This is a genomic window from Oceanicaulis sp. (genome assembly GCA_040112665.1).
Taxonomy (GTDB): Bacteria; Pseudomonadota; Alphaproteobacteria; order Caulobacterales; family Maricaulaceae; genus Oceanicaulis.
In genome coordinates, this window is sequence record CP157796.1 from 1,461,552 (window position 1) to 1,487,068 (window position 25,517).

Genomic DNA, 25,517 nt, shown 5'->3' on the forward strand with positions numbered 1-25,517 from the left:
AGTTGCGCTGAAGCGCTTCAGCGCTGTTCAAGGCAAGGGCGTGAGGCCCTACAAAAACGCCCCCGCCAGGCGGCGGGGGCGCTCTGGTTCAGGCTCTGGACAGACCTAGAAGCGGTAGCCGAGCGTGACCGTGAACTGGTCGGTGTCGGCTTCCTCGAACGAGTAGTAGGTGTAGTCCAGCCGCGCCTTCCAGCTTTCGGTGAGCTGGACCTCGCCGCCCGCGCCGAAGGCCGGGCCGTCCGCGCTTTCCTCGACATTGAACTCCTGGCCCGCGGCCGAGGCGATCGTGGCGTCGAGATCGACATAGGCGTAGCCCGCCCGGCCGTAGATATCGATGTTCTCGGTGACGGGCAGATCGACCTTGCCGTAGCCGCCGACCAGATAGTTCAGGCCGATATCGCCGGCGACGGCCACCACGTCGGCCAGATCGCCGTCGTTATTGCCGTCGAAATTGAACTCGTCCTCGTCCACGTTGAAGTCGAAATCGCCGTCTTCCAGACCGGTCGACACGTCCGCCTCGATCGAGAACATCTCGGAAAAGGCGTAGCCGCCGCGCAGGACGATCCCGCTGGCGTCCAGCCCGTCCTCGGTGTTTTCCGGCTCGGTGTTGAAATAGGCGTAGCCGCCTTCGAGGTAGAGCCCGGCCTCGTCGTAATCCATCCACTGGGCCTGCGCGCCCGCACCTGCGGCGGCGGTCAGAACCAGGGCGGAGGCGGCGGTCTTGAGCATGTGTGCCATGAGGGGCGTCTTTCCTGTCGCTTCGATCCCCGAACCCCGCTGGCGTATCGAGATGAAGCGCGCTTGCGTTCCCGGCCGCGTGCAGCGATCGCCGCGCCGGCCTCAGCCCCTGTCGCAGCGGTGCAACACCCTCGCCGTGGAACCGCGCGGCCGCGCGCCCTATTCTTCGGATGCATGGAACGCCGCGCGCAATACGAGACCTGGCCCGCCGACCCGGCCGCCCCGCCCTTGCCCGCGGACGCGCCGCTTTATTTCGACGCGTCGATCCGGCCCAACCGGTCGCTGCCGAACCCGGGCTTTTACGTGCTGATGGGCGTGCTGGTGATCGTCAGCTTCTGCGCCGGGATCGCGTTCGTGTCGATCGGCGCCTGGCCGGTGATCGGGTTTTTCGGGCTGGACGTGCTGCTGGTCTGGCTGGCCTTCCGCATGTCCTATCGCGACGGGCGGCGGCTGGAGACCGTGCAGGTCACCGCCGAGGAGATCCGGGTCGCCCGGCGCACGCCCTTCGGACATGTCACCGCCTATCGCGTGCCGCTGGCCTGGACGCGGGTGGAGCTCGCCGGCCGGGGCGAGCCAGACGTGCAGGCGCGGCTGAGCCATAAGGGGCGCAGCCTGATCATCGGCGCGATGCTGAGCCCCAAGGAGCGCGAGTCCCTGGCTGAAGCCGTGCGTGGCGCGATCGAGAAGGCCCGCCGCGGCGCCCCCTTCGAGCCGCCGCAAGAACCGGGTGGCGCGGCGGTCTGAACCCGGCCAGTCTGCGCGCATGACCACGCTCGCACCGCTCCCCGATCCGCTCGACGAAAGCCGCGACTACGACCGCATGGCCGCCGCCATCGCCTGGCTGGGCGAGCACTGGCGCGAACAGCCCGACCTCGCCGAAGCCGCCCGCGCCGCCGGGCTCGGCCCGCATCATTTCCAGCGCGTCTTCACCCGCTGGACCGGGGCGAGCCCCAAGCGGATGATCCAGGCGCTGACCTGGGCGAGCGCGCGGCGCATGCTGGTCGAGGGCGCGAGCGTTCTGGACGCCGCCTACGAGACGGGGCTGAGCTCGCCCTCGCGCCTGCATGACGTCTTCATCGCCGAAGAGGCCGCGAGCCCCGGCGAGGTGAAGTCAGGCGGACAGACGCTGACCTTCCGCACCGGATTCGCGCCCACCCCGTTCGGGATCGGCGTGTTCCTGATCGCTCCGCGCGGGCTCTCCGCGCTCGCCTTCGCCGACCCCGGCGAAGAGGAGGCCGCGCTGGCCGATCTCACCGGACGCTATCCCGAAGCGCGCTTCGTCCGTGACGATGTTGTCGCCAAGGACTGGGCGGCGCGCATCTTCGAGGCCGCGCCGGGCGAGGCTTCGATCCCGCTCGCGCTTTACGGCACGCCTTGGCGGCGGCAGGTCTGGCGCGCGCTTCTGCGCATCCCGGCAGGACGGATCGTCAGCTACCGCACGATCGCCGAGACGGTCTGCACCGCGAAGGCCAGCCGGGCGGTCGGCGCGGCGGTGGGCGCGAACCCGGTGAGCTTCCTCATCCCGTGCCATCGCGTGCTCTCCAGCGACGGCCGGCTGACCGGCTATCACTGGGGGCTGAATCGCAAGCGCGCCATGCTCGCCTACGAGGCGGCGAGGCGTTAGAACAGCGCCCATGTTCTTCGCATCGCTCTACCTGCTCGGCGGGCTCGTCCTCCTGTTCATCGTAACAAGCCTCGCGCGCTGGGCGCTCGCCGTGCGCGCGCTGAAAGGCGATGCGCGCGACGAGTACGCGCTTCGAACCCGCGAGAAGCCCGGCACGGTGAAGGATGTCGGCGAGGACGAATTCGTCCGGCTCTATGTCGACAGCCACCAGCCGCGCTGGGCGCTCTATGCGGCCGGCGGCGCGGCGGCGGCGCTTCTGGTCAGCCCGGTGTCTCTGCTCGTGGTGCCCTGGCTCTACGACGTGGTCTGGCGGGCGGGCGGCGCGCCGGACTGGGGCGGGCGCACCGGTTATGTCTTCATGTTCGTACTGTTCTTCTCACTGTGCTTCATCTGGGCCTCGGTCGCGGCGATCTTCGCCCGGCTGGCGCACGCCAACAGCCCCGAGCCGTTCCACCACGCGCTCGCACGGGCGCGCGGCGAGCCCATCCCCGAAGACACCGGCTGGCGGCCCCGGCCGAAATGGGCGCGCCGGGTGCGTCCCGATCCGCGGACGGGGAGCGAAACCGAAGACGCCGCAGATCGCGCGCCGAACGACTGACGCTTCGGCTGCGTTCAATTCATTCAAACCGTTACGGAGTCTTGCATGGAATTCCTGCACGCCATGGTGCGCGTCACCGACATCGACGCCTCGCTGCGCTTTTTCTGCGAAGGGCTGGGCTTTGAAGAGGTGCGCCGCAGCGAGAACGAGAAGGGCCGGTTCACGCTGATCTTCCTGGCCGCCGCCGACGACCTCAAGCGCGCAGGGTTCGAGCCGCCGCTGACCCGCCCGATCGAAGGGACCCTGCCGGCGGGCCTGCCCATGGTCGAGCTCACCTATAACTGGGATCCCGAAGAGTACGGCTCGGGCCGCAATTTCGGCCATCTGGCCTATCGGGTGGCGGACATCTACGCGCTCTGCGCCCGGCTGCAGGGCATGGGCTACACGATCAACCGCCCGCCGCGCGACGGTCGCATGGCGTTCGTGAAGACCCCCGACGGGATCTCCATCGAGCTTCTGCAGGCCGGCGAGGCGCAAGAGCCCGCCGAGCCCTGGAAGAGCATGGAGAACGAGGGCAGCTGGTAAAAGCAGCGCCGATCGGCTGGCAAATGTCGCGGCGCTTCAACCAGCGGAGCGCCCCCCTGCGACACAGACAAGAAAAAAGGCCGCCCCTTCCGGAGCGGCCTTTCCCTTAAGCGATCGTCATCGCGCCTAGTGCTTGGCGCCGTGCGGTTCGTCGGCGGCGATGGCGCGGAGCATCCAGGCGTTCTGCTCGTGCTGCTGCATCCGGTCGATGAGCATGTCCTCGGTGACCTTGTCGCCGAGCTCCTCGGCGATGTCGCTGGCCGCCTTCATGCGCCGGGCGACGAGCTCGTTGTCATGGGCCAGCGCCTCGACCATCTGCTTGGCGGTCTTCGGGCTGCCGTCGTCCTCCTCGATCGCGGAGATCTCGGCGAACTGGCGGTAGCTGCCGGGGCTGGGCTCGCCCAGCGCGCGGATGCGCTCGGCCAGATCGTCGGCGGCCTCGAACAGGTCCTGGTACTGCTCTTCGGTCAGCTCGTGGATCGACACGAAGAGCGGGCCCGCCACGTTCCAGTGATAGCCCTGGGTCTTGGCGAGCAGCAGATAGGTGTCCGCCGTCGCCGAGGCCAGGCGCGCGGCGAGGCGCTTTCGGGCCTCTTCGCCGGCCACCGAGATGTGCGGGCTTTCTTCGTTGCGAAGGTCGGAATCGAGCGCGTCGCTCATGAAACAATCCTCTTATGGCGTGTCAGGGTCCGGTTCGGGGGCGCGCTGATGCGCTGCGCCGTCAGCCGCCGAACGGGCGGAGCAGGATCGCTGCGGCGGTCACTGCGCCCAGCGAGAGAAATCCGATGATCAGCGACCAGATGAAGACTTTCTCCTGGTCGCCGCGGCGTTCGCCCTGTCGGGCCTCGGTCTTGCGAACCTTCACGGTCATGGCTGACCTCCTTTCGCGTCGCACCGCCGCGCGGGAGCCTCTCGCCGGCTCCGCCTCTCGCGGCGTGTCGGGGTTCGACCTAGGGCCGATCCTTGATGAGACAACCGGCCCGGCGTGGAGCGCGTTCCCGCCCGAAGGGCGAATTTCGACAAAAATCTCCGGAACAAGAAGCGCAGCGGAACCGGCGGGGCGGCGGCGCGGTTGTTTTCATGCCTGAACGCCCGCCTGCGTACAGCCGGTTCGGCTTTGCGCGGCGGCGGCGGCGCGCTATATGCGGTGCGCGTTTCGTTTACACCGAAGAAGGACACCGCTCATGGCCGCCATCATCGCTCTCGGGCTCGCCTTCGGCGTTTTCGCCATCCTCAACCTCATCGACAACAAGCGCCTGGACTAGATCCGTCACGCCGCCCTTTCCCTGACGACGCTGACAGGACGCCCCCATGCCCGAACCGATCCTTCTGCTGATCCTGATCGTGGCGGGCATCGCCGTGTTGCTGTTCGGCGGCGAGGTTCTGGTGCGCGGGGCGACCTCGCTCGCCCGCCGGCTGGGCGTGCCCGCGCTGATCGTGGGTCTGACGATCGTCGCCTTCGGCACCAGTGCGCCGGAGATGGTCGTCAGCGCCGCGGCCGCCATCGAGGGCGCGCCGGGCCTGGCCATCGGAAACATCGTCGGATCGAACATCGCCAACATCCTGCTGGTGCTGGGCCTGCCTGCGATCATCGCGCCGCTGGCCACCAAGGCGCCGGGCGTCAGGCGCAACGCCTTCATCGCGCTGGCGCTTACGGGGTTGTTCATCTGGTTCGGCATGGACGGGGCGCTGGGCCTGAATGAAGGCTGGGCGCTGGCCGGGCTGATCGTGGCGTATGTGGCCTATCTCGCCATCGGCGCGCGCTCGGCCAAGGACGATCCGGTGATCGCCGAGCTGACCGAGGTCGACGACATGGACGGCCTGCCGCAGACCTGGCTGATGACGGGCGTGTACGTCCTTCTGGGCCTTGTCCTGCTGCCCGTCGGCGCGCAGCTCATCGTCACCGGCGGGGCGGGGATCGCGCGCGAGTTCGGCGTGTCCGAGGCGGTGATCGGGCTGACCATCCTGGCCTTCGGCACCTCGCTGCCCGAGCTCGCCACAGCCCTGGTCGCCGCGCTCAAGCGCCAGGCGGAGATGGCGATCGGCAACGTCATCGGCTCGAACATCTTCAACATCTGCGCGGTGGGCGGCATCACGGGCGTGGCCGCGAGCCTCGCCACGGGCGAACCCGCGCCGGTCGAGCAATCCTTCATCGCCTTCGATTTCTGGGTGATGGCCGGCGTCATGATCGCCATCGCGGGGCTGATCTTCGCCGGCCGCAAGGTCTCCCGGCCGGTCGGCGCGGTGTTCGCAGCCGCTTACGTCGCCTACGTGGTCTGGCTGGTCGCCCAGAACGTGCCGGGCGTGCTCTAGCGGTCAGCGCCGCCGCACGTCTCCTTGATGAAGGCGACATACTCCTCGAGCGTCCGCGGCTTGGAGCGGTAGAGACACGCGCCAGCCTCCAGCGCCCGCTTGCGGTCGTCTTCGGAGCGCGAAGTGGAGAACGCGGCGATCTGAGGGGGGCGGCTGGGCAGGGCGGTGATCTCGGCGATCACCTCGAACCCGCTCTTGCCGGGCATGTTGAGATCGACCAGCACCAGGTCGGGCGAGAGCGCGCCGCATTGCGCCAGCCCCTCGCTGCCGCTCTCGGCGTAGTGGATGTCGCAGGCGATCCCGGCGCTGTCGCGCGCGCTGCGCAGAAGCTCGGCCTCGGTCGGATCGTCGTCGATCAGCAGGACGGAGTGCACCCGGCCGGTCTTCGCTTCTCGCCTGACGTCCATCCCGCCCCCGTTTCGCGGTCCGCTCCTGCATAAGAAGAATACGTTGACCAAGAATGCCCGCGCCCGGCGAGCCCGCGCAAGGGCGCAACCGGCAAAATCCAGAACATATTATATTTTTCGCCGCCAGGTCCGGACCGGTTACCCGCGCCGCGCGCAGGCGGGGGCGGTCACACGCCCCTTAGACGCCACGCGGCGCGTCTCGCGCGCGGCCTGTGCATACCCGCTCTCTACGCCCCCAAGGCTCGCGCGCCCGCGCTTCCAGCCGGGCCCGCTCGCGGTGGGTGCGGATCCTCTTTCTCATGGACTGCAGGGCAAGCCCGGTGCGGGGGGAGGGGGGTGAGCCGCGGTCCGCGCCTTGCGCACGGCGTCCGCCTGGGCTGAAATCGGCGATGACAGAGGGGTCCGGGGGGAGCTCATGAACGCGATGATCACGGCGGCGGCCGAACATGTACGCTCGCTCGGCGATCCGCTGATCGCCGCGCTGGCGGTGCTGGCGCTCGGGGGCGGGGTCTGGCTGGCGACTGTCGTCTTTCGGCTCGGCGCCAGCTTGCTCTTTTCTGGAAACGGCGGCGCAGCGCGTGGTTTCCAAATTTCCGTGCATGACGAAAATCGCGGCGACCCGGAAGTTTGGATGAACTGGAACCAGGCGAAGGCGCTGGGTTTCGAGGACGGCGCGCCGGTCCTCCTCCGAGAGGACAAAACGATCGGCGCCAAGGCGGCGAAGGCGCTCGTCCGGCGACGGTACGCCTCGAAAGTGGAGGAAGGCACGCTCCAGCTGGACCGGCGCACCTTCGCCGTCTTGTTTCCCGACCTCGCGGACACCGAGGAACAGACGACTGAAGCGGCCTTGCGCCTCAAGCGCGACGGCGGGTTATGGAGCCATCCCCGGACAGAAATCCGAATCAGCGTGCGTCTGACCTTCTGGGTCTTCGTCGCCTCGGTTTTGGCGTCCATCCTGATCGAGCTGCTCGTATAGCCCCGGGCCCCCTTAACGGCATGCCCAGCCCGTTCGGCCCGTCGATCGATTCCCCGGATCGATCTCAAGGCCTCACCCCAGCGCGCCGGCCGGGGTGAGCGCTGGTCCGCAAAGCGGATGAAAGGGTCCGGGGGATCCTTTCAAAGCAGCGAACGGGCTGGCGAGCCCTCATTTGAAAGCGCGAACGGCCGGCCCTCCAGGCCGCTGCGAAGCGGTGAGCGGGCGCAGGCCGGTCTCCCGGACTTGATCCGGGGAATGACGCTCCGGCTTAAGCTGCGGGAGACGCGGGGTTGGAGTTAGGGGAGGGGGATTGCGTGTATTAGCTTGATTTCCCGCTAGTAATTTTGTTTTAACTCGACTTAAAGCTTTAATTATACTTAGATCGCTCAGTTAGCTAACGAATCGATGAGTTCCCAATGAGTCAGTCCGCAACGGAGCCGCTGCCAAAGCCAACCGCAATTGATCTTTTTAGCGGATGCGGCGGCCTGACTCTGGGTCTTAAGAAGGCGGGATATAGGGTCATTGGCGCCGTTGAAAACGACAAGCTTGCGGCTGAGACCTTTGAGTTAAATCACCCAAAGACGTACGTATTTAAGCGTGACATCAGGGACCTCCCGCTGAAAACGGTGACAGAAAAGCTCGGCCTTGAGCCAGGCCAGCTGACCCTGCTTGCTGGCTGCCCGCCATGTCAGGGGTTTTCAACTCTCAGAACCCGGAATGGTGCCGTACAGATTGCCGAGCCGATGAACGACCTTGTGTATGAGTTCGTACGGTTCGCCGAAGGCCTGCGCCCCCAAGCCGTAATGATGGAGAACGTGCCGGGTCTTGCTACTGATGAGCGCATTGAGGAAATCAAGGCTTCTTTGGAAGCGATTGGATACCAATGCGATTATAAAGTTTTCAACGCTGCTGAGTTTGGTGCCCCCCAGCGCCGCCGCAGAATGATCCTTATTGGCCTGCAGGGGCGAAAGCCTGAGTTTGCGGAGCCAAGCAAGCGACGGCGGACGGTTAAGTCGGTAATCGGTGCACTGCCTCCCGCCGGGAAATCGGGTGATCCCCTGCACGATTACGAGGTCCGCCGAGCTCATCATGTCCAGCAGATAATCAAAAGCATCCCGGTAGATGGCGGGAGCCGCAGAGATTTGCCTAAAGCCTTGCAGTTGAAATGCCACAAAGACTTTGATGGCTACCGCGATATCTATGGTCGGATGGCTTGGTCAAAGCCATCACCGACAATCACAGGCGGATGTATCAATCCGTCAAAAGGACGCTTCCTCCATCCTGAGCACGATCGTGCAATAACCCTACGTGAAGCAGCGATGCTCCAGGGGTTTCCAAAAAACTTCAAATTTGACGTTTCCAAGGGGCGTTATCCAACGGCGCAGATGATCGGTAACGCGTTTCCACCAATTTTCGCGCAGAAACACGCAACCGCGTTGCTCGCGCAGCTAAACGCAAGAACGGCGAACAAGGACGCAAACTCTCAATGACGGATGTCTCTGAGGTGCTTGCAAACGCATTGAATGACAGGCAACGCGCAGCAGCGACCGAGACTGCGGCCGAGACAGTCACACTTGCGTGCGCGGGATCAGGTAAATCGCGTACACTTGCCTATCGAATCGCATGGCTGATAGCAGACCAAGGCGCTGACCCGACAGGCATCGTCGCGTTCACTTTTACTGAAAAAGCGGCAGACTCGATCAAGCTTCGTGTTGCCGATGCTTTGCAGCGCTGTGGACTGGACGTGAATCTGCTTGGCCGAATGTACATCGGCACCATCCACTCGTTTTGCCAGTATCTACTAGGTCAAGTGGACGCAGCCTATCGCCAGCACGATGTCTTGGACGACAATAAGCTCAAACTCTTCCTGATGGAAAAGTATGGAATGCTCGGCCTCCACCGCTTCCGCCAACGCTTCTCCAATTCGTATTTCAAGACCATCCAGGGCATTTACGAGGCTTGGCTTCTTCTAAACGAAGAGCAACTGAAGATTGATGATATCGCGGAGCACGAAGTGGAATTGGCCGAGTGCCTGCGCGACCTTCGCGAAGCGATGTTGGAAAGCCGTTTCATTGACTTCTCGCTTATGCAGCGCTTGGCTGTGGAAGAACTGAGCGGCAATTCGCCGGCTGTAGAAGTTGCCGCCGAGCCAATTCAACACCTTCTGGTTGATGAATACCAAGACATCAACCCTATTCAAGACGCATTGATTCAGCAGCTTCACGAGCGATCGGAGACGCTGTTTGTGGTGGGTGACGATGACCAGTCAATCTATGGCTGGCGAGGGGCCGATGTTTCGCGAATTCAGACATTTACGGACCGCTATCCGGACGCTGCGACCCATACGCTTTCAGTAAATTATCGCAGCACGCCGCTTATTGTGAGGACTGCTGACCATTTCGCGCATCAAGAACTAGGCGCGGCCCGGATCATCAAAAATCCGGAAGCGCCAGAGACAGACCAGCCGAACGAATTTCGGACATTGTGGTTTGATACACGAGATGACGAAGCCGATTGGGTTGTCGCCAAGATCAACGAATTGCTCGGCACAGCTTACCGCGAAAGCGACGGAACTGTGCGAGGCCTTACGCCAGCCGATTTCGCGATATTGATGCGGTCCACGCGTCAACCCGAGCCAAATAATCACCCGCCACGCCACGTTGCATACACAGCCCGGTTGACTCAGTCTAACATCCCCTACTCGCTTGAAGCTGGAGGCGGTTTATTTGACCGGCCACACGTTCAAGTGATGCGAGCGGCATTTGATCTCTTGCGTGAGGGCCAACCGACGCGCGACGATGTGCAAGCGTTCGTCGACGAAAGCGCTGGCGACGTTTTCCCAAATACCGACTTTACGAAGCTGACGCGCGTATTCACCTCATGGGGGCGCGACATACATGCGCCTGTGGTCGGGGGCGCGCGCCGGCGCATCTATCCGCAGAATCTCGTCTTTGAGCTTCTTGAGGCATTCGGGGCGGCCCAGTCGAACCTTGACGAGGCGGTCTGGCAAGACTTGGGGGTCTTCAGCCGCATCATCCAGGACGTGGAGAGTGTCTATCCGAGTGTCGATTCAACTTCCCGGTTTCAGAGCATTCTCAACTTTTTGAATGTTGTAGCGGAGGCCGGATATGACACCTCTAGCTCAGAGGTGCTCCAGCGCCCTGATGCCGTAACCGTCTCGACTGTCCACAAGATGAAAGGGTTAGAGTTCCCTGTCGTCTTCGTGGTCGATGTCGAAAACAACCGCTTTCCCGGAAGGCGCAAGAGCTATCGTGGTATTGTTCCTGAGGCTGTGCTGGCAGGTGCACTGGAGCGTGGTGCGTATCAGGGGACACGCGAGGAGGAAGCGCGGCTGTTCTATACTGCCATCACTCGCGCCGAACGCTTTTTGTATGTAACCGGCTCCGCAATGGGTCCAGGTTGGAAAAGGGCTTTTCGTTCTTCTTCTTTCGTCGCCCACCTTCAAGACGATGCCATTATTTCCGAACCTGATACTCCGACCGATGGACTACTTCCCGCCCCACAAGCGCGCCGGCTGGATGCAGCAAACCTTCCCACCAGCTTCTCTGACATTCGCTACTATCTTCGGTGTCCCAAGGACTACCAATACCGAAAGCTGTTCGGCTTCAGTCCCGCCATCCCGGACCTCTTTGGCTTCGGAATGACTGTGCACGCAGCGATTGGAAAGCTTCATCAAGAGTTTTCTGAGGCGCCTCCGACTACCGATGATGCAGTCGCAATCGCAAGCAACTTGTTCCACCTGAAGCACGTGATCCCTAGTCGGGACCCCGAAGGCCGCCCAGGACCTTATGAGCGCGCCAAAAACCGTGCGCGTGAACTCGTTGTCGATTACGCGGATCGCTTCTCTGACGACTTTCGTCACCGCCGACAGGTCGAGGCTCGGTTCGAAATCCCAATTGAAGATGCAGTCGTTTCCGGCGCGATCGACTTGATGCTAAAGGAAGATGAGGCTGGCAACATTATTGATGCTTGCGTTATCGATTTTAAAACAATGGAGGGTGGAGCGGATCCCCAAAATGCCCTAGACTTGGAATGGACTGAGCTTTCGCTGCAGGTACAGCTATATGCTGCTGCAGCTCGTGATGTTCTAGGCGCTGCAGTAGAAGCTGGATACGTACATCTCCTCAAGGATGGTCAGCGGGTGCAAGTGCCAACCAGCGACGAAGCAATTGGCGCGGCATTGCAAACCATCGAGTGGGCGGTGGGGCGCATTATCCACGAAGACTTTCCGATGCGCCCCGAGAAAACAAAGTGCGAGGCTTGCGACTTTTTCAAATTATGCCCTCGTCAGCCCGAGTCTTTTGCAACCGACACGATTGCACCGGAGATCCATGTGCCAGGACAAGCATTGAAGAGTGCTGTGGCTGCCTTCAGGGAGTTCGATCCTGAATACGAGTAGAATGCGCTTGCTCTCTATATTTTTCTGAACCGCCTCCTCACCCTTCGAGACTCAGCTGCGCTTCGCACATCAGGATGAGCCCGCCGCCTCCTTCTCCAACCGCTTCACCTCATCCCTCAGCCGCGCCGCCTCCTCAAACTCCAGATTCGCCGCAGCCTCGCGCATACGTTTCTCCAGATCCGCGATCGCGGCCTTGAGATTGTTGGGTTCGAACTTCGCCTGCTCCTCGGCGACGCCGTCGGCGCGTTTCTGGCTGCGGCCTCGGCCTCTGCCCTTGGCGGTTTTTTCCATGACGCCTTCGAGCACGTCGGAGACGCCGCGCACGACTGTTCGTGGGGTGATCCCGTGCTCCAGATTATGGGCGGTCTGTTTCTCGCGGCGGCGGTCGGTCTCCTCCATGGCGCGCTGCATGGAGCCGGTGATCCGGTCGGCGTAGAGGATGACCTTGGCCTCGGCGTTGCGCGCGGCGCGGCCGATGGTTTGTACGAGGCTCGTCTCGCTTCTGAGGAAGCCCTCCTTGTCGGCGTCGAGAATGCCGACGAGGCCGCATTCGGGGATGTCGAGGCCCTCGCGCAGCAGGTTGATGCCCACCAGCACGTCGTAATGGCCCAGGCGCAGATCGCGGATCAGCTCGATGCGTTCGACCGTGTCGACGTCGGAATGCATGTAGCGCACGCGCAGGCCCTGCTCGTGCATGTATTCGGTGAGGTCTTCGGCCATGCGCTTGGTCAGCGTGGTGACGAGCGTGCGCAGGCCCTTTTCGGCCGTGTTGCGCGCCTCCGCGATGATGTCGTCGACCTGGGAGTGGTTCTCCGCCTGCACGGGGCGGACCTCCACGGGCGGATCGACGAGCCCTGTGGGGCGGATGACCTGCTCGGTGAAGACGCCGCCGGTCTGGTTTAATTCCCACGGCCCCGGCGTGGCGGAGACGTGGATGGTGGGCGGGCGCATGGCCTCCCACTCCTCGAATTTCAGCGGGCGGTTGTCCATGCAGCTGGGCAGGCGGAAGCCGTGCTCGGCCAGGGTGCGCTTGCGGTTGAAGTCGCCGCGGAACATGGCGCCGAGCTGGGGGACGGTCTGGTGGCTTTCATCGACGAAGACCAGCGCGTCGTCGGGCAGGTATTCGAACATGGTGGGCGGGGGCTCGCCGGGCTTGCGGCCGGTGAGGTAGCGCGAATAGTTCTCGATGCCCTGGCACGAGCCGGTGGCCTCGAGCATTTCGAGGTCGAACTCGGTGCGCTGCTGCAGGCGCTGGGCTTCCAGCAGCTTGCCGTTGGCTTCGAGCCAGGCAAGGCGCTCGGTGAGCTCGGTCTTAATCTCCTTGATGGCCTGGTTGAGCGTGGGGCGCGGGGTGACGTAGTGCGAGTTCGCGTAGACGCGGACCTGCTCGAGCCGGCCGGTGGGCTTGCCGGTGAGGACCTCGAACTCGGTGATCGCCTCGATCTCGTCGCCGAAAAAGCTGACCCGCCAGGCGTGCTCGTCATAGTGGGCGGGGAAGATCTCCACCGTGTCGCCGCGCACCCGGAACGTGCCGCGCTGGAAGGCGGCGTCGTTGCGCTGGTACTGCAGGGCCACGAGGTCGCGCATGAGCTGGCGGGGGTCCTTGCTGGCGCCCTCCTTCAGGTCGAACACCATGGCGGTGTAGGTCTCCACCGAGCCGATGCCGTAAATGCAGCTGACGCTGGCCACGATGATGACGTCGTCGCGCTCCAGGATCGACCGGGTGGCGGCGTGGCGCATCCGGTCGATGGCCTCGTTGATGGTGGATTCCTTCTCGATATAGGTATCGGTCCGCGGCACATACGCCTCGGGCTGGTAGTAGTCGTAATACGAAACAAAGTATTCGACGGCGTTATTCGGAAAAAAGGACTTGAACTCGCCATATAATTGCGCGGCGAGCGTCTTGTTCGGGGCGAGCACGAGCGCGGGCTTCTGAAGTTTTTCAATCACCTTCGCCATGGTGAAGGTCTTGCCCGAGCCGGTGACCCCGAGCAGCACCTGGTCTCTTTCGGAGGCATGCACGCCCTCGACCAGCTCCTTGATGGCGGCGGGCTGGTCGCCGGTGGGTTCGTACTCGCTGACCAGCTCGAACCTGCGGCCGCCCTCGCTTTTCTCCGGCCGGGCCGGGCGGTGGGGCGTCCAGTTCGCCGGCAGGCTCAGCGGGTCCTTGATGTCCGAGCCGGCGACCTCGTCCAGCGTGAAGTCGGCCTGGCCCATGTCGGAGACGCCGGGCGGGGTGAGGGCGGAGTCGTCGGTGGTGATCCGTGGCATGGGCGCAATATGGACCCGCCGGCCGCGCTGGAACAGGGGCGGAACCGCGCGCGGCGCAGAGGCTTTCCCCTGAGGTGTTTACAGCTGACGTGGAGCGCCTCCGCCATGACCGAACGCGCAGACCTCGCCGACCAGACCGCCGGCGCCGGAATCGGACCGGCCGGAGACGGAACCTCGGGATTCGGCTCGGCCGGGCAGGGTGCGGCGCGGATCACGCTGCTGGTGCTGGTGGTGCTGACGCTGGGCGGGCTCGTCTGGGTGTTTTTGCCCGAGGACGACGCAGGTGCTGGGACGGGCCAGCTGGCTTCGGCCGAGGAGTCGTTCTCGAACCGGTCTTTCTCCGAAGCGCTGATCAGCGCCCGGCAGGCCGACACGGGCGACGCGGCGCCCGCCCAACCCGCTCCGGCCGAAGGCGACGCGGCGGCCGAGGCCGCGCCTGAAGACGGCTGATCTTCCGCGCCGCCGGGCAAGCCTTGGTTAACGCTTGCCCGTCAGCATGGCGCAGAATCGTCTCCAACCCCCGGATCAGCCGATGTCGCAGGGCAGTTTCGAGCGGGTGCGCGTCCTCATTCTCGAGGACAACGCCCACATGTCGACCATCCTGCGCACGATCCTTCAGGGGTTCGGCGTCCGCTCCATCGTGGAGACGCGCGATGCGGCCGACGCGTTCGAGACGATGCGCGCCTCCAACCCCGATCTCGCTCTGGTCGACTACATGCTCGGCGACGTGGACGGGCTGGAGTTCACCCGGCTGACCCGGACCGCGTCCGACAGTCCCAACAAGTATCTGCCCATCATCATGGTGTCGGGTCATACCGACCGGACCAAGGTGATGGAGGCGATCAACGCCGGGGTGAACGAGTATCTCGCCAAGCCGGTCCGGCCTGTGGATCTCTATAACCGCCTGGTTTCGCTGATCGAACGGCCGCGCCGCTTCGTCAAGGCGCCGGGCTATTTCGGCCCGGACCGCCGGCGCCGCCAGGACCCGCGCTATTCAGGCCCGTGGCGGCGCGCGACCGACAAGCAGGACGAGGACGGCGACGACCTCAACTTCGGCGCGGACTAGGCGCTAGAGACCCAGTCGCGGGGCGGCGGGCGTGAGCTGGCCGGCGGTCGCGGTTCTGGTATCAAGATATTGAATTTCTAACCGTTCCAGGCCGCCGAAGCCTTCGAACAGACCTGACGCGTCGACATGGCCGATCCGCTCGGGCGCGTCGCAGGCGAAGGTCCAGTTCACCACCACGTCGTTATGCGCGCCGTGATCGTGGTCCCCATGGTCATGATCGGCGTGATCGTGGTCGTGCTCGCCATGTTCGTGTGCGTGATCATGGCCGTGATCGTGGTCGCTTTCGTCATGATCGTGACCGTGTTCGTGGTCGTGATCATGCGCTCTGTCATGGCCGTGCCCGTGCCCGTCATGATCGGGGTCGTGGGCGGCCTCGCCGGCCTCGGGCGCGCCCATGATCACCGTGTCGGTCAGGGTGCAGCCCGCCCGCTCGGAGAAGGTCACCAGCCCCCCGGCCGTCAGGCGCGCGCGGGCGTCGGCGACGGTCCGGCGCTGGGCCTCGGTCTGAATCGCGCCTTCGAAGCCGAAGAAGTTCCACGCCGCGCCGGAGAGCTCGGCGACGGCCGTACCGTCCGGGTTCACCGCGACGAGCAGTTCGGCCGCGCCGTGCACATGGGCGCCGAGCTGGCGCATGCCGTCCGCATCCTGGGCGAGCGCGGGCAGGGCGGTGGAGAGCGACAGGGCGGCGGCGAGGGCGAGCGTGCGGGTCATCGAAGATCTCCTCCGGTGCAGGGGGGCGGGCTCAGGGTTCGTGCGAGACCGGCCTGAAATCAGGCCTGTCGAATCCGGCGTGATCATGGCCGTCGTGCGCGTCATGGCCGTGATCGTGCCCGGCGTGCGCGAGGCTCATCAGCGCGGCGACGCCGGCGCCGGCGATCACCGCGCCGCCGCCGCGCAGAAGGCCGATCTCGGCGGCTTCGGTCATCAGCCGCGCCGCGCCGACATGCAGCAGCAAGCCGGCCACCACCGCGAACAGCGCATCGAGATGGCCCGGCTCCAGACCGGCGGCGTACGGCGCGGACAACGCGGCGGCTGCGAAGGTGGTGGCGCCGGCGGCCAGCCAGGCGCCGATCAGGCTCGCCCGGTCGCTCAGCCCGGCGCGCTGCAACAGCACGAAGCACACCACCGCCTCGGGCAGCTCATGCAGGACCAGGCCGGCGGCCGCGCCGAACCCGGCGACGGCGTCCACCGTGAGCGTCACCGAATAGACCAGCCCGTCGAGCACGGAGTGCAGCGCGATCGCGGCGACCGGCGCGAAGGCCGCGCCGCGCCGGACCGCTTCAGGATGGTGCGCGCCGATCCCGGCGGCGGCGTGCAGAAGAAAGCCCGCGCCGAACCCGGCCAGGACCAGCCAGGGCGCGCCCTCTCCGCCCGCCAGCGCGCGGGGCAGAAGATGCACCAGCGCGATGGTGATCACGATCCCGCCGGCGAAGGCGGCGAAGACCGGCCCGTTCGCGCGGGTGAAACCGGCCGCGAAACGCACCATGACCAGCGCCAGAAAGGCGACGGCGGCGGCGGCGGCGCCGAACAGGATCGAAGCGAGCACGGGCGTCACGGGCGGTCTTTCTGGTGACGTTATAATATATCGCCGCCCGTCTTACGCCCTCCTCGCGCGGCGGGCAAGCGATGGTCGGGCGCGTCCCCTAACGCCCCCTCACACCCCCGCCGTCGCGCGCACCTCCTCTGCGCTCATGCCGGCGTCGCGCATGGCCTGCAGGGTCATGGCGCGGTCGCGTTTGGCGAAGCGCTTGCCGGTTTCGTCCAGCAGCAGGCGGTGATGGCGGTAGATCGGGCGGGGCAGGCCGAGCAGGCGCTGCAGCAGCGCATGCAGATGGGTGGCGAAGAACAGGTCCTGGCCGCGGATCACGTGGGTGACGGCCTGTAGCGCGTCGTCATGCACGGCGGCGACGTGATAGCTCGCGCCGACATCCTTGCGGCCCAGGATCACGTCGCCCAGGGTTTCGGGCCGGGCTTTGACCAGGCCGTGCTCGCCGGCCGGGCCTTCGCCTTCCTCGATGAAGCTCAGCGTGTCCCAGCCTGCGCCCAGCGCGTCGCGGCAGGCCGCGATCGACAGCCGCCAGGCGTAGGGCTTGCCCTCGGCGAGCAGGGCGGCCTCTTCGGCGCCGCTCAGCGGCTGGTCGGGGCCGGGATAGATGACGCCCTCGGGCCCTTCGCCGGGATGGTGCGGCGCGCGATCGATCTCGTCTGCGATCTCCTTGCGGGTCTTGAAGCAGCGATAGACGAGGCCCCGCCCGGCCAGCGTCTCGATCACGCGGCGATATTCGGGAAGGTGCGCGCTCTGCCGGCGGACGGGCTCGGGCCAGCTCAGACCCAGCCATTTGAGGTCGGTGTAGATCGCCTCTTCGAACTCGGTCCTGCAGCGCGCGGTGTCGATATCCTCGATGCGCAGCAGGAACGTCCCGCCCGCCGCCTTCGCCGCTTCAAAGGCGGTCAGCGCGGAGAAGGCGTGGCCCAGATGCAGAAGGCCTGTCGGCGAGGGGGCGAAGCGGGTGAGGAAACCGGTCATGGCCTATCGGTTAGCACCGCCTGTACGCGGGGTCGACGCGAGGCTTTTTCTTGCGGGGCGCCCCCCATATGATCGCGCCGCAGAGCGAAGGGAGCCGCACATGATCCTCATCGACGGGCCGCGCATCGCGCCCAAATCGGGCACGGCGAAAAAGCTCGTGGTGCTGTTTCACGGCTACGGCTCGAACGGGCAGGATCTGGCGGGGCTGGCCCAGGCTTGGGCGCCGCAGTTTCCCGACATCGCCTGGGCGAGCCCGAACGCGCCCGAACCCGTGCCCGGCTTTCCCGGCGGCTATCAGTGGTTCCCGATCAGCCGGCTGGACCCCGCCCTGATGGAGCAGGGGGTGAGGAGCGCGCACGCCAGCGCCGAACAGTTCGTCAAGTCCGAGCTCAAGCGCTGGGGGCTGACCGATCGCGATCTGGTGCTGGTGGGTTTCTCGCAAGGCACGATGATGGCGCTGCACACCGGGCTCAGGCGTCCGGCCGCGCCGGCGGGGATCCTCGGGTATTCCGGCGCGCTGGCCGGGCCCGAGCGGCTGAAGGACGAGATGACCGCAAAGCCCCCGATCATGCTGATCCACGGCGATCAGGACGAGGTGCTGCCGCTGGGCATGACGTTGATGGCCGCGCAGGGGCTTTGCGCGGCGGGACACGGGGCGGAGTTTCACATCTCCTACGGCGTGCCGCACTCGATCGGCCAGGACGGGCTGGAGCTCGGCGCGCGGTTCATCAAGACGGCCACCGAGGGCAGGCTGGTCGACCGCGCGCTCTGAGCCGGTGTTGTCAAAGAGCTGTCTGCGCGTTGTCATGTCCGCGTCACGCCAGTTCGGTTAAAGTGCGGCCGACCCGGAAACCGCCTCTGTGATTCGTTTCATGGATTCAGGGGCCTGGACTTGAGGGAGGCGCGTCTTCAGGACGCTGCTGTCATATATGGGGCTCGCCCCGCGCCGCCGGCCTCTCGGCACGCTATCGGGAGGTCGTCATGCGCGTGTTTAAGGACGCGCCTGAAGATCTCCGTTGCCTGGTCCTGAACGCGGACTACCAGCCCCTGTCGTATTATCCGCTCTCCACCTGGCCCTGGCAGGAGGCGGTCAAGGCCGTCTTCCTCGAGCGGGTGGACATCGTCAGCGAATACGACACGCTGATCCGCAGCCCGTCCCTGTCCATGGCCGCGCCCAGCATCGTGGCGCTGCGCGACTATGTCAGCCAGGACCGGCCGCCCGCCTTCACCCGGTTCAACGTCTTCCTGCGCGACGGCTTCCGCTGTCAGTATTGCGGCACGAACAAGCTCGACCAGCTGACCTTCGATCACGTGGTGCCGCGCGCATACGGCGGCCGGACGACCTGGGACAATATCGTGGCGGCTTGTGCGCCGTGTAACCTCAAGAAGGGCGGCCGCACCCCGCGCGAAGCGAAGATGCCGCTATTGCAGCACGCCGAGCGGCCCAACATGCACCAGCTGCAGGCCCAGGGCCGCCGCTTCCCGCCGAAATACCTCCACGAAAGCTGGCTCGACTACCTGTACTGGGACATCACGCTGGAGGAGTGAGGGGCGTCTTTCTCCCCCCGTTCACGGGGGGAGTGGCCCGGACTTGATCCGGGGCGAGGGGGGCGGCGCCTTGCGTTGATTTGCAGCGCATCGCCTCCAGTCTAACCTCTGCGCCGCCCCCACCGGTCGCTTCGCGACCACCTCCCCCGTAAACGGGGAGGACATCTCACCGTTCGAGTTCGCATGACCCAGACCCGCACCCCGACCATCGCCATCGCCTATGATTTCGACGGCACGCTCAGCCCCGGCTCGATGCAGGAGCATTCCTTCATCCCCGAGATCGGCGAGGCCAAGGAGGCGTTCTGGAAGCGGGTGAACGGGGAGGCGGCCCGGCTGGGGGCGGACAACATCCTCGTCTACATGCACGAGATGGTGAAGGCCGCCCGGCGCGAGGACGTGCGCTTCCGCCGCGAGGACATCGAGCGGCACGGCCAGCGCATCGCCTTCTTTCCCGGCGTGGCGGAAGGCTGGTTCGACCGGCTGCGCGCCTACGGCGCCGAGCAGGGCGTGGCGGTGCAGCACTTCATCATCAGCTCGGGCCTGAAGGAGATGATCCGCGCCAGCGCGGTCGGGCCGAGCTTCGATGCGATCTTCGCCAGCGAGTTCAAGTACAACGCCGACGACGTACCCGAATGGGCCGCCGCGGCGGTGAACTACACCAACAAGACCCAGTTCCTGTTCCGCATCAACAAGGGCGCGCTCGACCTGTCCGACCACGCCGAGGTCAACAAATACATTCCCGAGGACGACCGGCCGGTGCCCTTCCGCAACATGATCTATATCGGCGACGGGGACACCGACGTGCCCTGCATGCGCACGGTGAAGGAGCAGGGCGGGGTGTCCATCGCGGTCCACCCGCCCGGCGACGAGGCGCTGGCGAAAAAGACCGCCAAGCTCAAGGCCGAGCGCCGCGTGCAGTTCACCGCCGACGCGGACTATTCCGAAGGCGCGCCGCTGGACGTCTATGTTCACGCAGTGATCGACAAGATGGCCGCGGTGGAGCGCCTCAAGGGCCTGGAGCGGGGTTAGGGGGGCGGCCTTTTCCGAGGCTGACCCCGGCGCGAGTTCATCCCTCCCTCCCCCTCGGGGGAGGGCCGGGGTGGGGGCGAGACGGTCTTGAGTTCGCGTTTGCGGCAGGGGAGGGAGGGCGCCGGGCCCGGCTCTCTCAAAGACTAACCGGGCTGGAATGGGGTTAGACCCGCTGCGTCACCGCGATCGCGGCGTGGCAGCCTGCGGTGATGGCTGCGCTGAGCAGGGGATAGCCGGGCGCGTCCTTCGCGCCTTCGTCCACGGCGAGGTCCTTGTGGGCGACCTCTTCGGCCTGGAACTGCGCGAACTGGTCGGCGAGTTCGGTCTCGCCCATCAGCCGCAGCTGTTCGACCTGGCGGCCGTAATGGCCCTCGATGACGTTTTCGACCGCCTCGGTGCAGGCGTGCGCGGCGCGCTCGCCCATGAAGGCGGTCACAGCCCCGAGAGCGAAGCCCGCCACGTCCCAGACCGGGCCCAGCAAGGTGGGCCGGGCGAGGCCTGAGCGGATATGGTCGTCGAACGCGTCCAGATGGTGCTGCTCGTCGGCTTCCATGCGCTGCAGCTGGCCGGCGATGCGCGATTTCGACGGCTGGTCGGCGAAGATCGCGCGCTGGCCCTTGTAGATGCGCACCGCGCCGTACTCGCCGGCATGGTCGACGCGGACCATCTCGGCGATGCGGCGGTCGTCGCGGGTGCGGCCGGGGCGGCGGACGGTCTTGCGGGTGAAGCTCATAGCACCCTCCAGGACGGGCTGCGGAACACGGCGATGAGGCTCAGACCAGCAAATAGCGCGCTGGCGAGCGCGTTGTAGCCCGCCATCGAAACGCCCAGGAACATCCAGGCGGGATCCTCGCACAGCACCACGTTCTGCGCGCGCTCCAGCCCGGCGAGCAGATCGTCGACCGAAATGCCGGAAATGTCGCTGGCCTGGCAGTCATAGGTCCACCAGCCGTACTCGACCCCGGCGTGATGGCCCGCGACCACGACCGACCAGGCGAAGACGGCGGCCAGCGCGACGCAGGCGATGCGTCCGATCCCCGCCGGCGCCCTGAGCGCCAGCCAGTAGCGCTTGAGCCGCGAGCCGGCCATGACCGGTTCGAGCGCCCGGGCCGCGTCGCGCGCCGCGCGCGGGCCCAGGCCGCGCACCACATGAACCAAGGTGAAGCCCGCAAGGCCCAGAACGAGCGCCCAGACATGCACCCAGCGCTGCTCGATGCAGAGCGGACAGGGCGGGTAGTTTCCGAAGACCTCGAACGCGAAAGCGGCCAGCAGCATGCCGGCGGCCGCCAGCGCGCCGAAAAGCGGCCAGCGGTCGGGTCTGAGGGCGGCGGAGACGAGGTCGGACAAGCGGTTCATCGCGGCCGAACTTAACCGCTCCGGTTCCGCCGCGCGAGGGTGCGCAGCGGCTGAAGCGTGCGACTTTCTCTTCACCTCGGCCCGGTTTCAGGCGATAGACGGGGCTCGCAGCGCGCGGGCGTGGCGGAATTGGTAGACGCAGGGGACTCAAAATCCCCCGGTTTTGCGACCTTGTCGGTTCGAGTCCGACCGCCCGTACCAGCCTTCGCGCCTCCGGCGCTTCGGCTCGGCAGGCCGGTGGCCGTGCGAAGGCTGTCGCGCCGAAGCCGCAGGCGAAGGCGGACATTTTTCCTGAGGCTCGCGCCCTGCCGGGCGCTCGCGGCGCGCCGTGCGCCGATGTCCTCCCCCCGCACGCGGGGGGAGACAGATACCCCCACCACAATTCACAAGCGGTTCAGGCGCCGCTGCGCGAAAATGACCGCGCTTCTTTGTTGAAGGAGGGGCGCATGAAGTTCATCGGGGACGTTTTCAAGCCGATCCTGACCATACTGGTCACGGTGTTCATGGGCGCGCTGATCGTCTCGATCGCATGGCCGGCCGGGGACGAATTCATCCAGACCTATCTTCCCGTCTGGGAGCGGCTCGATCCGGTCATCGCGCAGGTGCGCGAATGGCTCGGCATCCACCAGCCCGAAGAGCCTTCGCCCTGGTGGCGGTTCTGGGATTAGGCCCGCGTCAGCGCCGGAAACAGGCGGTCGAACGGCCCGCCTGCGCCTGAGAGGTCCCTGACCGCGCCGGCTTCGGCGATGCGGCCGTGTTCGAGCACGACGGCGCTGTCGGCGCGCTCGAGCAGCTTCGCGCGGTGGGTGACGATCAGCACCGAGCGGCGGCCGTCTTCGTTCAGCCAGGCGTCGAGGGCGTCGAGGAACTCGCGCTCGGTGTCCTCGTCCAGGCCCTCGGTGGGCTCGTCCAGCAGCATGACCGGCGCGTCCTTCAGGAAGGCGCGCGCCAGTGCGATGCGCCGCGCCTGCCCCCCCGAAACGAGCCCGCCCTGCTCGCCGATCCAGGTCAGAAGCCCGTCAGGCATCTTGCGGACGAACTCGGCCGCGCGCGCGCGTTCCAGCGCGTCCCACAGCCGGTGCTCGTCCGCTTCCGGATCGGCCAGTCTGAGATTGGCGCGCACCGTCGTCGACAGAAGCTCGGCGCGTTGATCGACCAGAGCGAAGCGCGCACGCACGTCGGCGGCCGCCAGGGTGGAGAGCGGCGCGCCGCCCAGCGTAATCGTCCCCGCGTCAGGCTCGTAAAACCGCATCAGCAGCTTGATGAGCGTGGACTTGCCCGATCCCGACGCGCCGACCAGCGCCAGCCGCCCGCCTTCGGGCAAGGCGAGCGAGACGTCCTCGATCGCCGCGCGGTCCGCGCCCGGATAGGTGAAGCTCACCCCCTGAACGCCGATATCGGATCGCGCTGGCGCGGCGGCGGGTTGCGCAGGCTCGGCGTAGGTGGGCGGGATTTCACTGAGCGCCCTGAGCCTGCGGGCCGAGCGAGCGGTCTGGCCGTAAGCCTCGGCGGCCGTGACAAGCGGGGCGGCGGCTTCAAACAGGCCGAACGCGACGAAGCCGGCGAGCGCGGCCAGCGGCGCGGGCGCGCCCGAGGCCGCCGCGCTGGCTACGCCGGCGACGAAGGCGAGGGGGCCTGCGAGCGCGAGCAGCGCGGAATCAAACAGCCCAGTCCGGGCCAGCGAACGCTGCGCGCCGATCCAGCGCGTGCTGGCCGCGTCCAGCCGTCCCACCAGCCGCGCGTCCGCGCCATAGGCCTTGAGCTCGGCGAGCCCGGCGGCGAGATCGCCCGCTTCGGCGCGCGCCTCGGCGGCGTTATCGGCTGCGCTCGCGCCGGCTTCTCCCCCGCTGCGCGCGGCGAGAAGCGGCAGGACCACGCCGGCCAGAACGAAGATCCCCAGCACGGGCAGGAGCGCGGCCGGAGCGAAGAGGGCGAGGATCACGCCGGCGAAAATCGCGCCGCAGACCGCCGCGAAGACCGGGGTGACGAGGCGGAGATAGAGATTGTCGAGCGCGTCGACGTCGCCGGTCACCCGCGCCAGCAAATCCCCGCCCCGGAACGTGCCCAGCCGGCCTGGCGCCAGCGGCGCGGCCTGGTCGAACACCCACAGCCGCAGCCGGGCGAGCACCCGGAAGGTGGCGTTATGGGTGACCATGCGCTCGGCGTAGCGCCCGGCGGTCCGGCCCATGGCGAAGGCGCGCACCCCGCCCGAGGCGAACAGGTAATTGAACGCCCGGCCTGCGCCCGCGAGCCCGGCGATCGCCGAGGCGGTGATGAACCAGCCCGAAAGAGACAGAAGTCCTATGCCGGCGAGCAGGGTGATCGCCGCGAGCGCCGCGCCCAGGCGCAGCCACCAGCGGTCCGGACGCGCCAGGCTGAGGAAGAAGCGTAAGTCCTTCACGCCCGCGCCTCCATCTCCACGACCGCGTCGCAGATCGCGCGGACGGCCGGGCTGTGCGTGGCGATGATCACGGTGCGCCCCTGCGCTGCGCGTCTGAGTGCGTCGAGGAAGCGCGCTTCGGCTTCGCCGTCGAGATGGGCGGTGGGCTCGTCGAGCAGAAGCAGCTTCATGTCGACGGCCAGAGCGCGCGCCAGCGCCACGCGCTGGGCCTGACCGCCAGACAGCCCGTAGCCGCGATCGCCCACCCGCGTGTCGAGCCCGTCAGGCAGGCTGGCGGCGAAATCGGTGACGCCCGCCGCCTCGGCGGCCGCAGCGATCGCAGCCTCGCCGATCTGCGGGTCGAACAGGGTGATGTTGTCGCGCAGGCTGCCGTGAAAGACCCGCGGGCGCTGGGCGATCCAGGCGGCCTGGCCGATGAGCGGACCGTCGAGCGCGGCGCCGTCGGCCTCGATCACGCCTTCGCTGAGCGGGGCGTAACCCATCAGCAGCTTCAGCGCGGTGGATTTGCCCGCGCCTGACGCGCCCCAGAGCGCGGTGATCTTTCCCGCCTCGGCGGTGAAGCTGAGCGAAGAGAGCCCGCGCCGCCCGTCGGCGTAGACCGATCCGGCGTTCCTGAACGTGATTGCTGGGGCCTCAGTCAGCCGGCGCGAGGCCGGGGCGGCGGCGTTCATATCGCCGGCGAAGAAGGGCGCGAGCGCTTCGGCGCCGGCTTCGGCGTCGGCGCGGTCGTGATAGGCCGCAGAAAGCCGCCGCAGGGGCAGATAGTATTCCGGCGCCAGGATCAGCACGAACAGACCGGCCTTGAGATCGATGCTCTCGCCCGGATCGAAGGGCAGCTCGCCTAAAAGCGCGAAGCCGACATAGACCGCCGTGCCCGCGACCGCGATGGCGGCGAAAAATTCAAGGATGGTCGAGGACAGGAAGGCGAGCGCCAGCACCTTCATGGTGCGCTTTCTGAAGTCCTCGCTGGCCGCGGCCAGCCCCTCGCGCTCGCGGCCGGCGGCGTTGAAGGCGTTCAGGGTCTCGAGCGCCTGGAGCCGGTCGTTGAACCGGCCCGCGAGCCGCCTGAGCGTGGCGAGCTGATCGCGGCTCGCCGCCGCCGCGCCCGCCCCGACCAGCGCCATGAAAATGATCAGCGCCGGAGCGGTGACGAGGAAGATCGTTCCCACCACCCAGGACTGGGTGTAGGCCGCCGCAAGGATCAGCAGCGGCGCGATCGCCACGACCGGCGCCAGCGGGCGGTAGCGGCCGAAATAGCCGTCGAGCTTCTCAACCGCGTCCACCAGCGCAGAGGCCGTCTCCCCGGAATCAGTGCGTTCGGCGAAGGCGGGGCCGCGCCGGGCCAGCGCCTCGGCGGCGGCGCGGCGCACATGGGCGCGCACGCGGGCGCTCGCCTCGAAGCCCAGCCGCGTCTCGCCGCCCTGGGCGATCGCGCGCAAGCCCCCGCAGACCAGCGCCAGCAAAAGCCCCGGCCACCAGGGCTCGCCTGCGACCAAACCGCTCACGGCCGAAGCCGCGCCCCAGGCGAAGCCGATGAACAAAGCGTACTGCAAAACGCCCAGCGCAGCGGCGGCGCGCTCTGCAGAGCGGCCCGCTTTTCTCCATGAATTCAGGAGCTTGCCCAGAGCGGCCTTGTCTGTGGTCACAGCCTCGGCGCCCGTCGGGCCTGTCAGCACGGCGTCAGTCATGGCTCTCGCATACACGGTTCGGGGGCGGTT

The 25,517-nt window shown here is 66.5% G+C and carries 26 protein-coding genes and 1 tRNA gene; 15 read left to right on the forward strand and 12 right to left on the reverse strand.

Going from position 1 to position 25,517, the window contains the following annotated elements:
• Positions 1-105: 105 nt before the first annotated feature.
• A complete protein-coding gene (locus ABL308_06970) occupies positions 106-738 on the reverse strand; it encodes a porin family protein (GenBank protein XBQ17617.1) in 633 nt (210 codons plus the stop codon).
• Positions 739-912: 174 nt separating this feature from the next.
• Here ABL308_06970 and ABL308_06975 point away from each other — a divergent pair, with 174 nt between their 5' ends.
• From ABL308_06975 to ABL308_06990, 4 genes are read left to right on the forward strand one after another with little or no spacing between them, the layout of a single operon-like run.
• The gene (locus ABL308_06975) at positions 913-1,482 is read left to right on the forward strand and encodes a DUF2244 domain-containing protein (GenBank protein ID XBQ17618.1); all 570 of its coding nucleotides are present in this window, start codon (positions 913-915) and stop codon (positions 1,480-1,482) included.
• 19 nt (positions 1,483-1,501) lie between these two features.
• Positions 1,502-2,362 carry a bifunctional helix-turn-helix domain-containing protein/methylated-DNA--[protein]-cysteine S-methyltransferase gene (locus tag ABL308_06980; GenBank protein XBQ17619.1) on the forward strand — a complete coding sequence of 287 codons (861 nt, stop codon included), beginning with the start codon at positions 1,502-1,504 and terminating at the stop codon, positions 2,360-2,362.
• 10 nt (positions 2,363-2,372) lie between these two features.
• Positions 2,373-2,960, forward strand: a complete 588-nt coding sequence (locus tag ABL308_06985; protein ID XBQ17620.1) for a hypothetical protein — start codon at positions 2,373-2,375, stop codon at positions 2,958-2,960.
• A gap of 45 nt (positions 2,961-3,005) precedes the next feature.
• Positions 3,006-3,485, forward strand: a complete 480-nt coding sequence (locus ABL308_06990; GenBank protein XBQ17621.1) for a VOC family protein — start codon at positions 3,006-3,008, stop codon at positions 3,483-3,485.
• A gap of 126 nt (positions 3,486-3,611) precedes the next feature.
• Here ABL308_06990 and ABL308_06995 read toward each other — a convergent pair whose 3' ends face one another.
• Both ABL308_06995 and ABL308_07000 read right to left on the reverse strand, forming a co-directional pair.
• The gene (locus ABL308_06995) at positions 3,612-4,145 is read right to left on the reverse strand and encodes a DNA starvation/stationary phase protection protein (protein ID XBQ17622.1); all 534 of its coding nucleotides are present in this window, start codon (positions 4,143-4,145) and stop codon (positions 3,612-3,614) included.
• Between the two features lie 61 nt (positions 4,146-4,206).
• Entirely contained in the window at positions 4,207-4,356 is a 150-nt protein-coding gene (locus ABL308_07000; protein XBQ17623.1) for a hypothetical protein, read from the reverse strand.
• A gap of 440 nt (positions 4,357-4,796) precedes the next feature.
• Between ABL308_07000 and ABL308_07005 the strand changes: the two genes are divergently transcribed.
• On the forward strand, positions 4,797-5,798 hold the full coding sequence (locus ABL308_07005; protein XBQ17624.1) for a calcium/sodium antiporter: 1,002 nt from the start codon (positions 4,797-4,799) through the stop codon (positions 5,796-5,798).
• Here ABL308_07005 and ABL308_07010 read toward each other — a convergent pair.
• Entirely contained in the window at positions 5,795-6,205 is a 411-nt protein-coding gene (locus tag ABL308_07010; protein ID XBQ17625.1) for a response regulator, read from the reverse strand. The two genes, ABL308_07005 and ABL308_07010, sit on opposite strands and share 4 nt — an antisense overlap.
• Positions 6,206-6,620: 415 nt before the next feature.
• On the opposite strand from ABL308_07010, the gene ABL308_07015 reads away from it, so the two are divergent.
• From ABL308_07015 to ABL308_07025, 3 genes are all read left to right on the forward strand, one after another.
• Entirely contained in the window at positions 6,621-7,181 is a 561-nt protein-coding gene (locus tag ABL308_07015) for a hypothetical protein (GenBank protein ID XBQ17626.1), read from the forward strand.
• A gap of 416 nt (positions 7,182-7,597) precedes the next feature.
• Positions 7,598-8,671 carry a DNA cytosine methyltransferase gene (locus tag ABL308_07020; GenBank protein ID XBQ17627.1) on the forward strand — a complete coding sequence of 358 codons (1,074 nt, stop codon included), beginning with the start codon at positions 7,598-7,600 and terminating at the stop codon, positions 8,669-8,671.
• Positions 8,668-11,601, forward strand: coding sequence for an ATP-dependent DNA helicase (locus tag ABL308_07025; GenBank protein ID XBQ17628.1), 2,934 nt, complete (start codon positions 8,668-8,670; stop codon positions 11,599-11,601). Before ABL308_07020 ends, ABL308_07025 begins: the two co-directional genes overlap by 4 nt.
• A 69-nt stretch (positions 11,602-11,670) precedes the next feature.
• Here ABL308_07025 and uvrB read toward each other — a convergent pair whose 3' ends face one another.
• Positions 11,671-13,818 carry an excinuclease ABC subunit UvrB gene (uvrB, locus tag ABL308_07030; protein XBQ17722.1) on the reverse strand — a complete coding sequence of 716 codons (2,148 nt, stop codon included), beginning with the start codon at positions 13,816-13,818 and terminating at the stop codon, positions 11,671-11,673.
• 159 nt (positions 13,819-13,977) lie between these two features.
• On the opposite strand from uvrB, the gene ABL308_07035 reads away from it, so the two are divergent.
• The gene (locus ABL308_07035; GenBank protein ID XBQ17629.1) at positions 13,978-14,322 is read left to right on the forward strand and encodes a hypothetical protein; all 345 of its coding nucleotides are present in this window, start codon (positions 13,978-13,980) and stop codon (positions 14,320-14,322) included.
• 82 nt (positions 14,323-14,404) lie between these two features.
• The gene (locus tag ABL308_07040; GenBank protein XBQ17630.1) at positions 14,405-14,938 is read left to right on the forward strand and encodes a response regulator; all 534 of its coding nucleotides are present in this window, start codon (positions 14,405-14,407) and stop codon (positions 14,936-14,938) included.
• Positions 14,939-14,941: 3 nt separating this feature from the next.
• Here the strand turns inward: ABL308_07040 and ABL308_07045 are convergent, their stop codons facing one another.
• From ABL308_07045 to gluQRS, 3 genes are all read right to left on the reverse strand, one after another.
• Complete coding sequence (locus tag ABL308_07045; protein ID XBQ17631.1) at positions 14,942-15,649, reverse strand: DUF2796 domain-containing protein; 708 nt, start codon at positions 15,647-15,649, stop codon at positions 14,942-14,944.
• A gap of 31 nt (positions 15,650-15,680) precedes the next feature.
• Positions 15,681-16,493 (reverse strand): zinc ABC transporter permease, encoded by an 813-nt coding sequence (locus ABL308_07050; GenBank protein ID XBQ17632.1) that lies wholly within the window; start codon positions 16,491-16,493, stop codon positions 15,681-15,683.
• A 99-nt stretch (positions 16,494-16,592) separates the two neighbouring features.
• On the reverse strand, positions 16,593-17,465 hold the full coding sequence (gluQRS, locus tag ABL308_07055; GenBank protein ID XBQ17633.1) for a tRNA glutamyl-Q(34) synthetase GluQRS: 873 nt from the start codon (positions 17,463-17,465) through the stop codon (positions 16,593-16,595).
• A 100-nt stretch (positions 17,466-17,565) separates the two neighbouring features.
• On the opposite strand from gluQRS, the gene ABL308_07060 reads away from it, so the two are divergent.
• The 3 genes from ABL308_07060 (at position 17,566) to ABL308_07070 (ending at position 20,042) form a co-directional block, all read left to right on the forward strand.
• Positions 17,566-18,237, forward strand: coding sequence for a phospholipase (locus tag ABL308_07060; protein ID XBQ17634.1), 672 nt, complete (start codon positions 17,566-17,568; stop codon positions 18,235-18,237).
• Between the two features lie 209 nt (positions 18,238-18,446).
• Entirely contained in the window at positions 18,447-19,013 is a 567-nt protein-coding gene (locus ABL308_07065; protein ID XBQ17635.1) for an HNH endonuclease, read from the forward strand.
• A gap of 183 nt (positions 19,014-19,196) precedes the next feature.
• Positions 19,197-20,042 carry an HAD family hydrolase gene (locus tag ABL308_07070; GenBank protein ID XBQ17636.1) on the forward strand — a complete coding sequence of 282 codons (846 nt, stop codon included), beginning with the start codon at positions 19,197-19,199 and terminating at the stop codon, positions 20,040-20,042.
• Positions 20,043-20,205: 163 nt separating this feature from the next.
• Here ABL308_07070 and ABL308_07075 read toward each other — a convergent pair whose 3' ends face one another.
• Together ABL308_07075 and ABL308_07080 are read right to left on the reverse strand one after the other, a co-directional pair.
• Positions 20,206-20,775: a demethoxyubiquinone hydroxylase family protein gene (locus ABL308_07075; protein XBQ17637.1), complete on the reverse strand. Its 570-nt coding sequence runs from the start codon at positions 20,773-20,775 to the stop codon at positions 20,206-20,208.
• Complete coding sequence (locus tag ABL308_07080) at positions 20,772-21,398, reverse strand: disulfide bond formation protein B (GenBank protein XBQ17638.1); 627 nt, start codon at positions 21,396-21,398, stop codon at positions 20,772-20,774. The genes ABL308_07075 and ABL308_07080 overlap by 4 nt, the downstream gene beginning before the upstream one ends.
• Before the next feature lie 114 nt (positions 21,399-21,512).
• Between ABL308_07080 and ABL308_07085 the strand changes: the two genes are divergently transcribed.
• Both ABL308_07085 and ABL308_07090 read left to right on the forward strand, forming a co-directional pair.
• Positions 21,513-21,599: transfer RNA gene (locus tag ABL308_07085), tRNA-Leu, on the forward strand.
• A 245-nt stretch (positions 21,600-21,844) separates the two neighbouring features.
• Positions 21,845-22,066 carry a hypothetical protein gene (locus ABL308_07090; GenBank protein XBQ17639.1) on the forward strand — a complete coding sequence of 74 codons (222 nt, stop codon included), beginning with the start codon at positions 21,845-21,847 and terminating at the stop codon, positions 22,064-22,066.
• Here the strand turns inward: ABL308_07090 and cydC are convergent.
• Together cydC and cydD are read right to left on the reverse strand one after the other, a co-directional pair.
• Positions 22,063-23,799, reverse strand: a complete 1,737-nt coding sequence (gene cydC, locus ABL308_07095; GenBank protein ID XBQ17640.1) for a thiol reductant ABC exporter subunit CydC — start codon at positions 23,797-23,799, stop codon at positions 22,063-22,065. The genes ABL308_07090 and cydC overlap by 4 nt on opposite strands.
• On the reverse strand, positions 23,796-25,487 hold the full coding sequence (gene cydD / locus ABL308_07100) for a thiol reductant ABC exporter subunit CydD (GenBank protein ID XBQ17641.1): 1,692 nt from the start codon (positions 25,485-25,487) through the stop codon (positions 23,796-23,798). Before cydD ends, cydC begins: the two co-directional genes overlap by 4 nt.
• Between the last annotated feature and the right edge of the window lie 30 nt (positions 25,488-25,517).

What these genes read in the sequence shown, in the direction of transcription:
- ABL308_07005 (XBQ17624.1), top strand. Translation starts at nt 4,797, where the DNA reads ATGCCCGAACCGATCCTTCTGCTGATCCTGATCGTGGCGGGCATCGCC.
- ABL308_07045 (XBQ17631.1), bottom strand. Translation starts at nt 15,649, where the DNA reads ATGACCCGCACGCTCGCCCTCGCCGCCGCCCTGTCGCTCTCCACCGCC.
- gluQRS (XBQ17633.1), bottom strand. Translation starts at nt 17,465, where the DNA reads ATGACCGGTTTCCTCACCCGCTTCGCCCCCTCGCCGACAGGCCTTCTG.
- ABL308_07020 (XBQ17627.1), top strand. Translation starts at nt 7,598, where the DNA reads ATGAGTCAGTCCGCAACGGAGCCGCTGCCAAAGCCAACCGCAATTGAT.
- ABL308_07025 (XBQ17628.1), top strand. Translation starts at nt 8,668, where the DNA reads ATGACGGATGTCTCTGAGGTGCTTGCAAACGCATTGAATGACAGGCAA.
- cydD (XBQ17641.1), bottom strand. Translation starts at nt 25,487, where the DNA reads ATGACTGACGCCGTGCTGACAGGCCCGACGGGCGCCGAGGCTGTGACC.
- ABL308_07040 (XBQ17630.1), top strand. Translation starts at nt 14,405, where the DNA reads ATGTCGCAGGGCAGTTTCGAGCGGGTGCGCGTCCTCATTCTCGAGGAC.
- ABL308_07035 (XBQ17629.1), top strand. Translation starts at nt 13,978, where the DNA reads ATGACCGAACGCGCAGACCTCGCCGACCAGACCGCCGGCGCCGGAATC.
- ABL308_06975 (XBQ17618.1), top strand. Translation starts at nt 913, where the DNA reads ATGGAACGCCGCGCGCAATACGAGACCTGGCCCGCCGACCCGGCCGCC.
- ABL308_07070 (XBQ17636.1), top strand. Translation starts at nt 19,197, where the DNA reads ATGACCCAGACCCGCACCCCGACCATCGCCATCGCCTATGATTTCGAC.
- ABL308_06995 (XBQ17622.1), bottom strand. Translation starts at nt 4,145, where the DNA reads ATGAGCGACGCGCTCGATTCCGACCTTCGCAACGAAGAAAGCCCGCAC.
- ABL308_07065 (XBQ17635.1), top strand. Translation starts at nt 18,447, where the DNA reads ATGCGCGTGTTTAAGGACGCGCCTGAAGATCTCCGTTGCCTGGTCCTG.
- ABL308_06990 (XBQ17621.1), top strand. Translation starts at nt 3,006, where the DNA reads ATGGAATTCCTGCACGCCATGGTGCGCGTCACCGACATCGACGCCTCG.
- ABL308_07015 (XBQ17626.1), top strand. Translation starts at nt 6,621, where the DNA reads ATGAACGCGATGATCACGGCGGCGGCCGAACATGTACGCTCGCTCGGC.
- ABL308_07075 (XBQ17637.1), bottom strand. Translation starts at nt 20,775, where the DNA reads ATGAGCTTCACCCGCAAGACCGTCCGCCGCCCCGGCCGCACCCGCGAC.
- ABL308_07090 (XBQ17639.1), top strand. Translation starts at nt 21,845, where the DNA reads ATGAAGTTCATCGGGGACGTTTTCAAGCCGATCCTGACCATACTGGTC.
- ABL308_07060 (XBQ17634.1), top strand. Translation starts at nt 17,566, where the DNA reads ATGATCCTCATCGACGGGCCGCGCATCGCGCCCAAATCGGGCACGGCG.
- ABL308_06985 (XBQ17620.1), top strand. Translation starts at nt 2,373, where the DNA reads ATGTTCTTCGCATCGCTCTACCTGCTCGGCGGGCTCGTCCTCCTGTTC.
- ABL308_07080 (XBQ17638.1), bottom strand. Translation starts at nt 21,398, where the DNA reads ATGAACCGCTTGTCCGACCTCGTCTCCGCCGCCCTCAGACCCGACCGC.
- ABL308_06980 (XBQ17619.1), top strand. Translation starts at nt 1,502, where the DNA reads ATGACCACGCTCGCACCGCTCCCCGATCCGCTCGACGAAAGCCGCGAC.
- ABL308_07000 (XBQ17623.1), bottom strand. Translation starts at nt 4,356, where the DNA reads ATGACCGTGAAGGTTCGCAAGACCGAGGCCCGACAGGGCGAACGCCGC.
- uvrB (XBQ17722.1), bottom strand. Translation starts at nt 13,818, where the DNA reads ATGGGCCAGGCCGACTTCACGCTGGACGAGGTCGCCGGCTCGGACATC.
- ABL308_07010 (XBQ17625.1), bottom strand. Translation starts at nt 6,205, where the DNA reads ATGGACGTCAGGCGAGAAGCGAAGACCGGCCGGGTGCACTCCGTCCTG.
- ABL308_06970 (XBQ17617.1), bottom strand. Translation starts at nt 738, where the DNA reads ATGGCACACATGCTCAAGACCGCCGCCTCCGCCCTGGTTCTGACCGCC.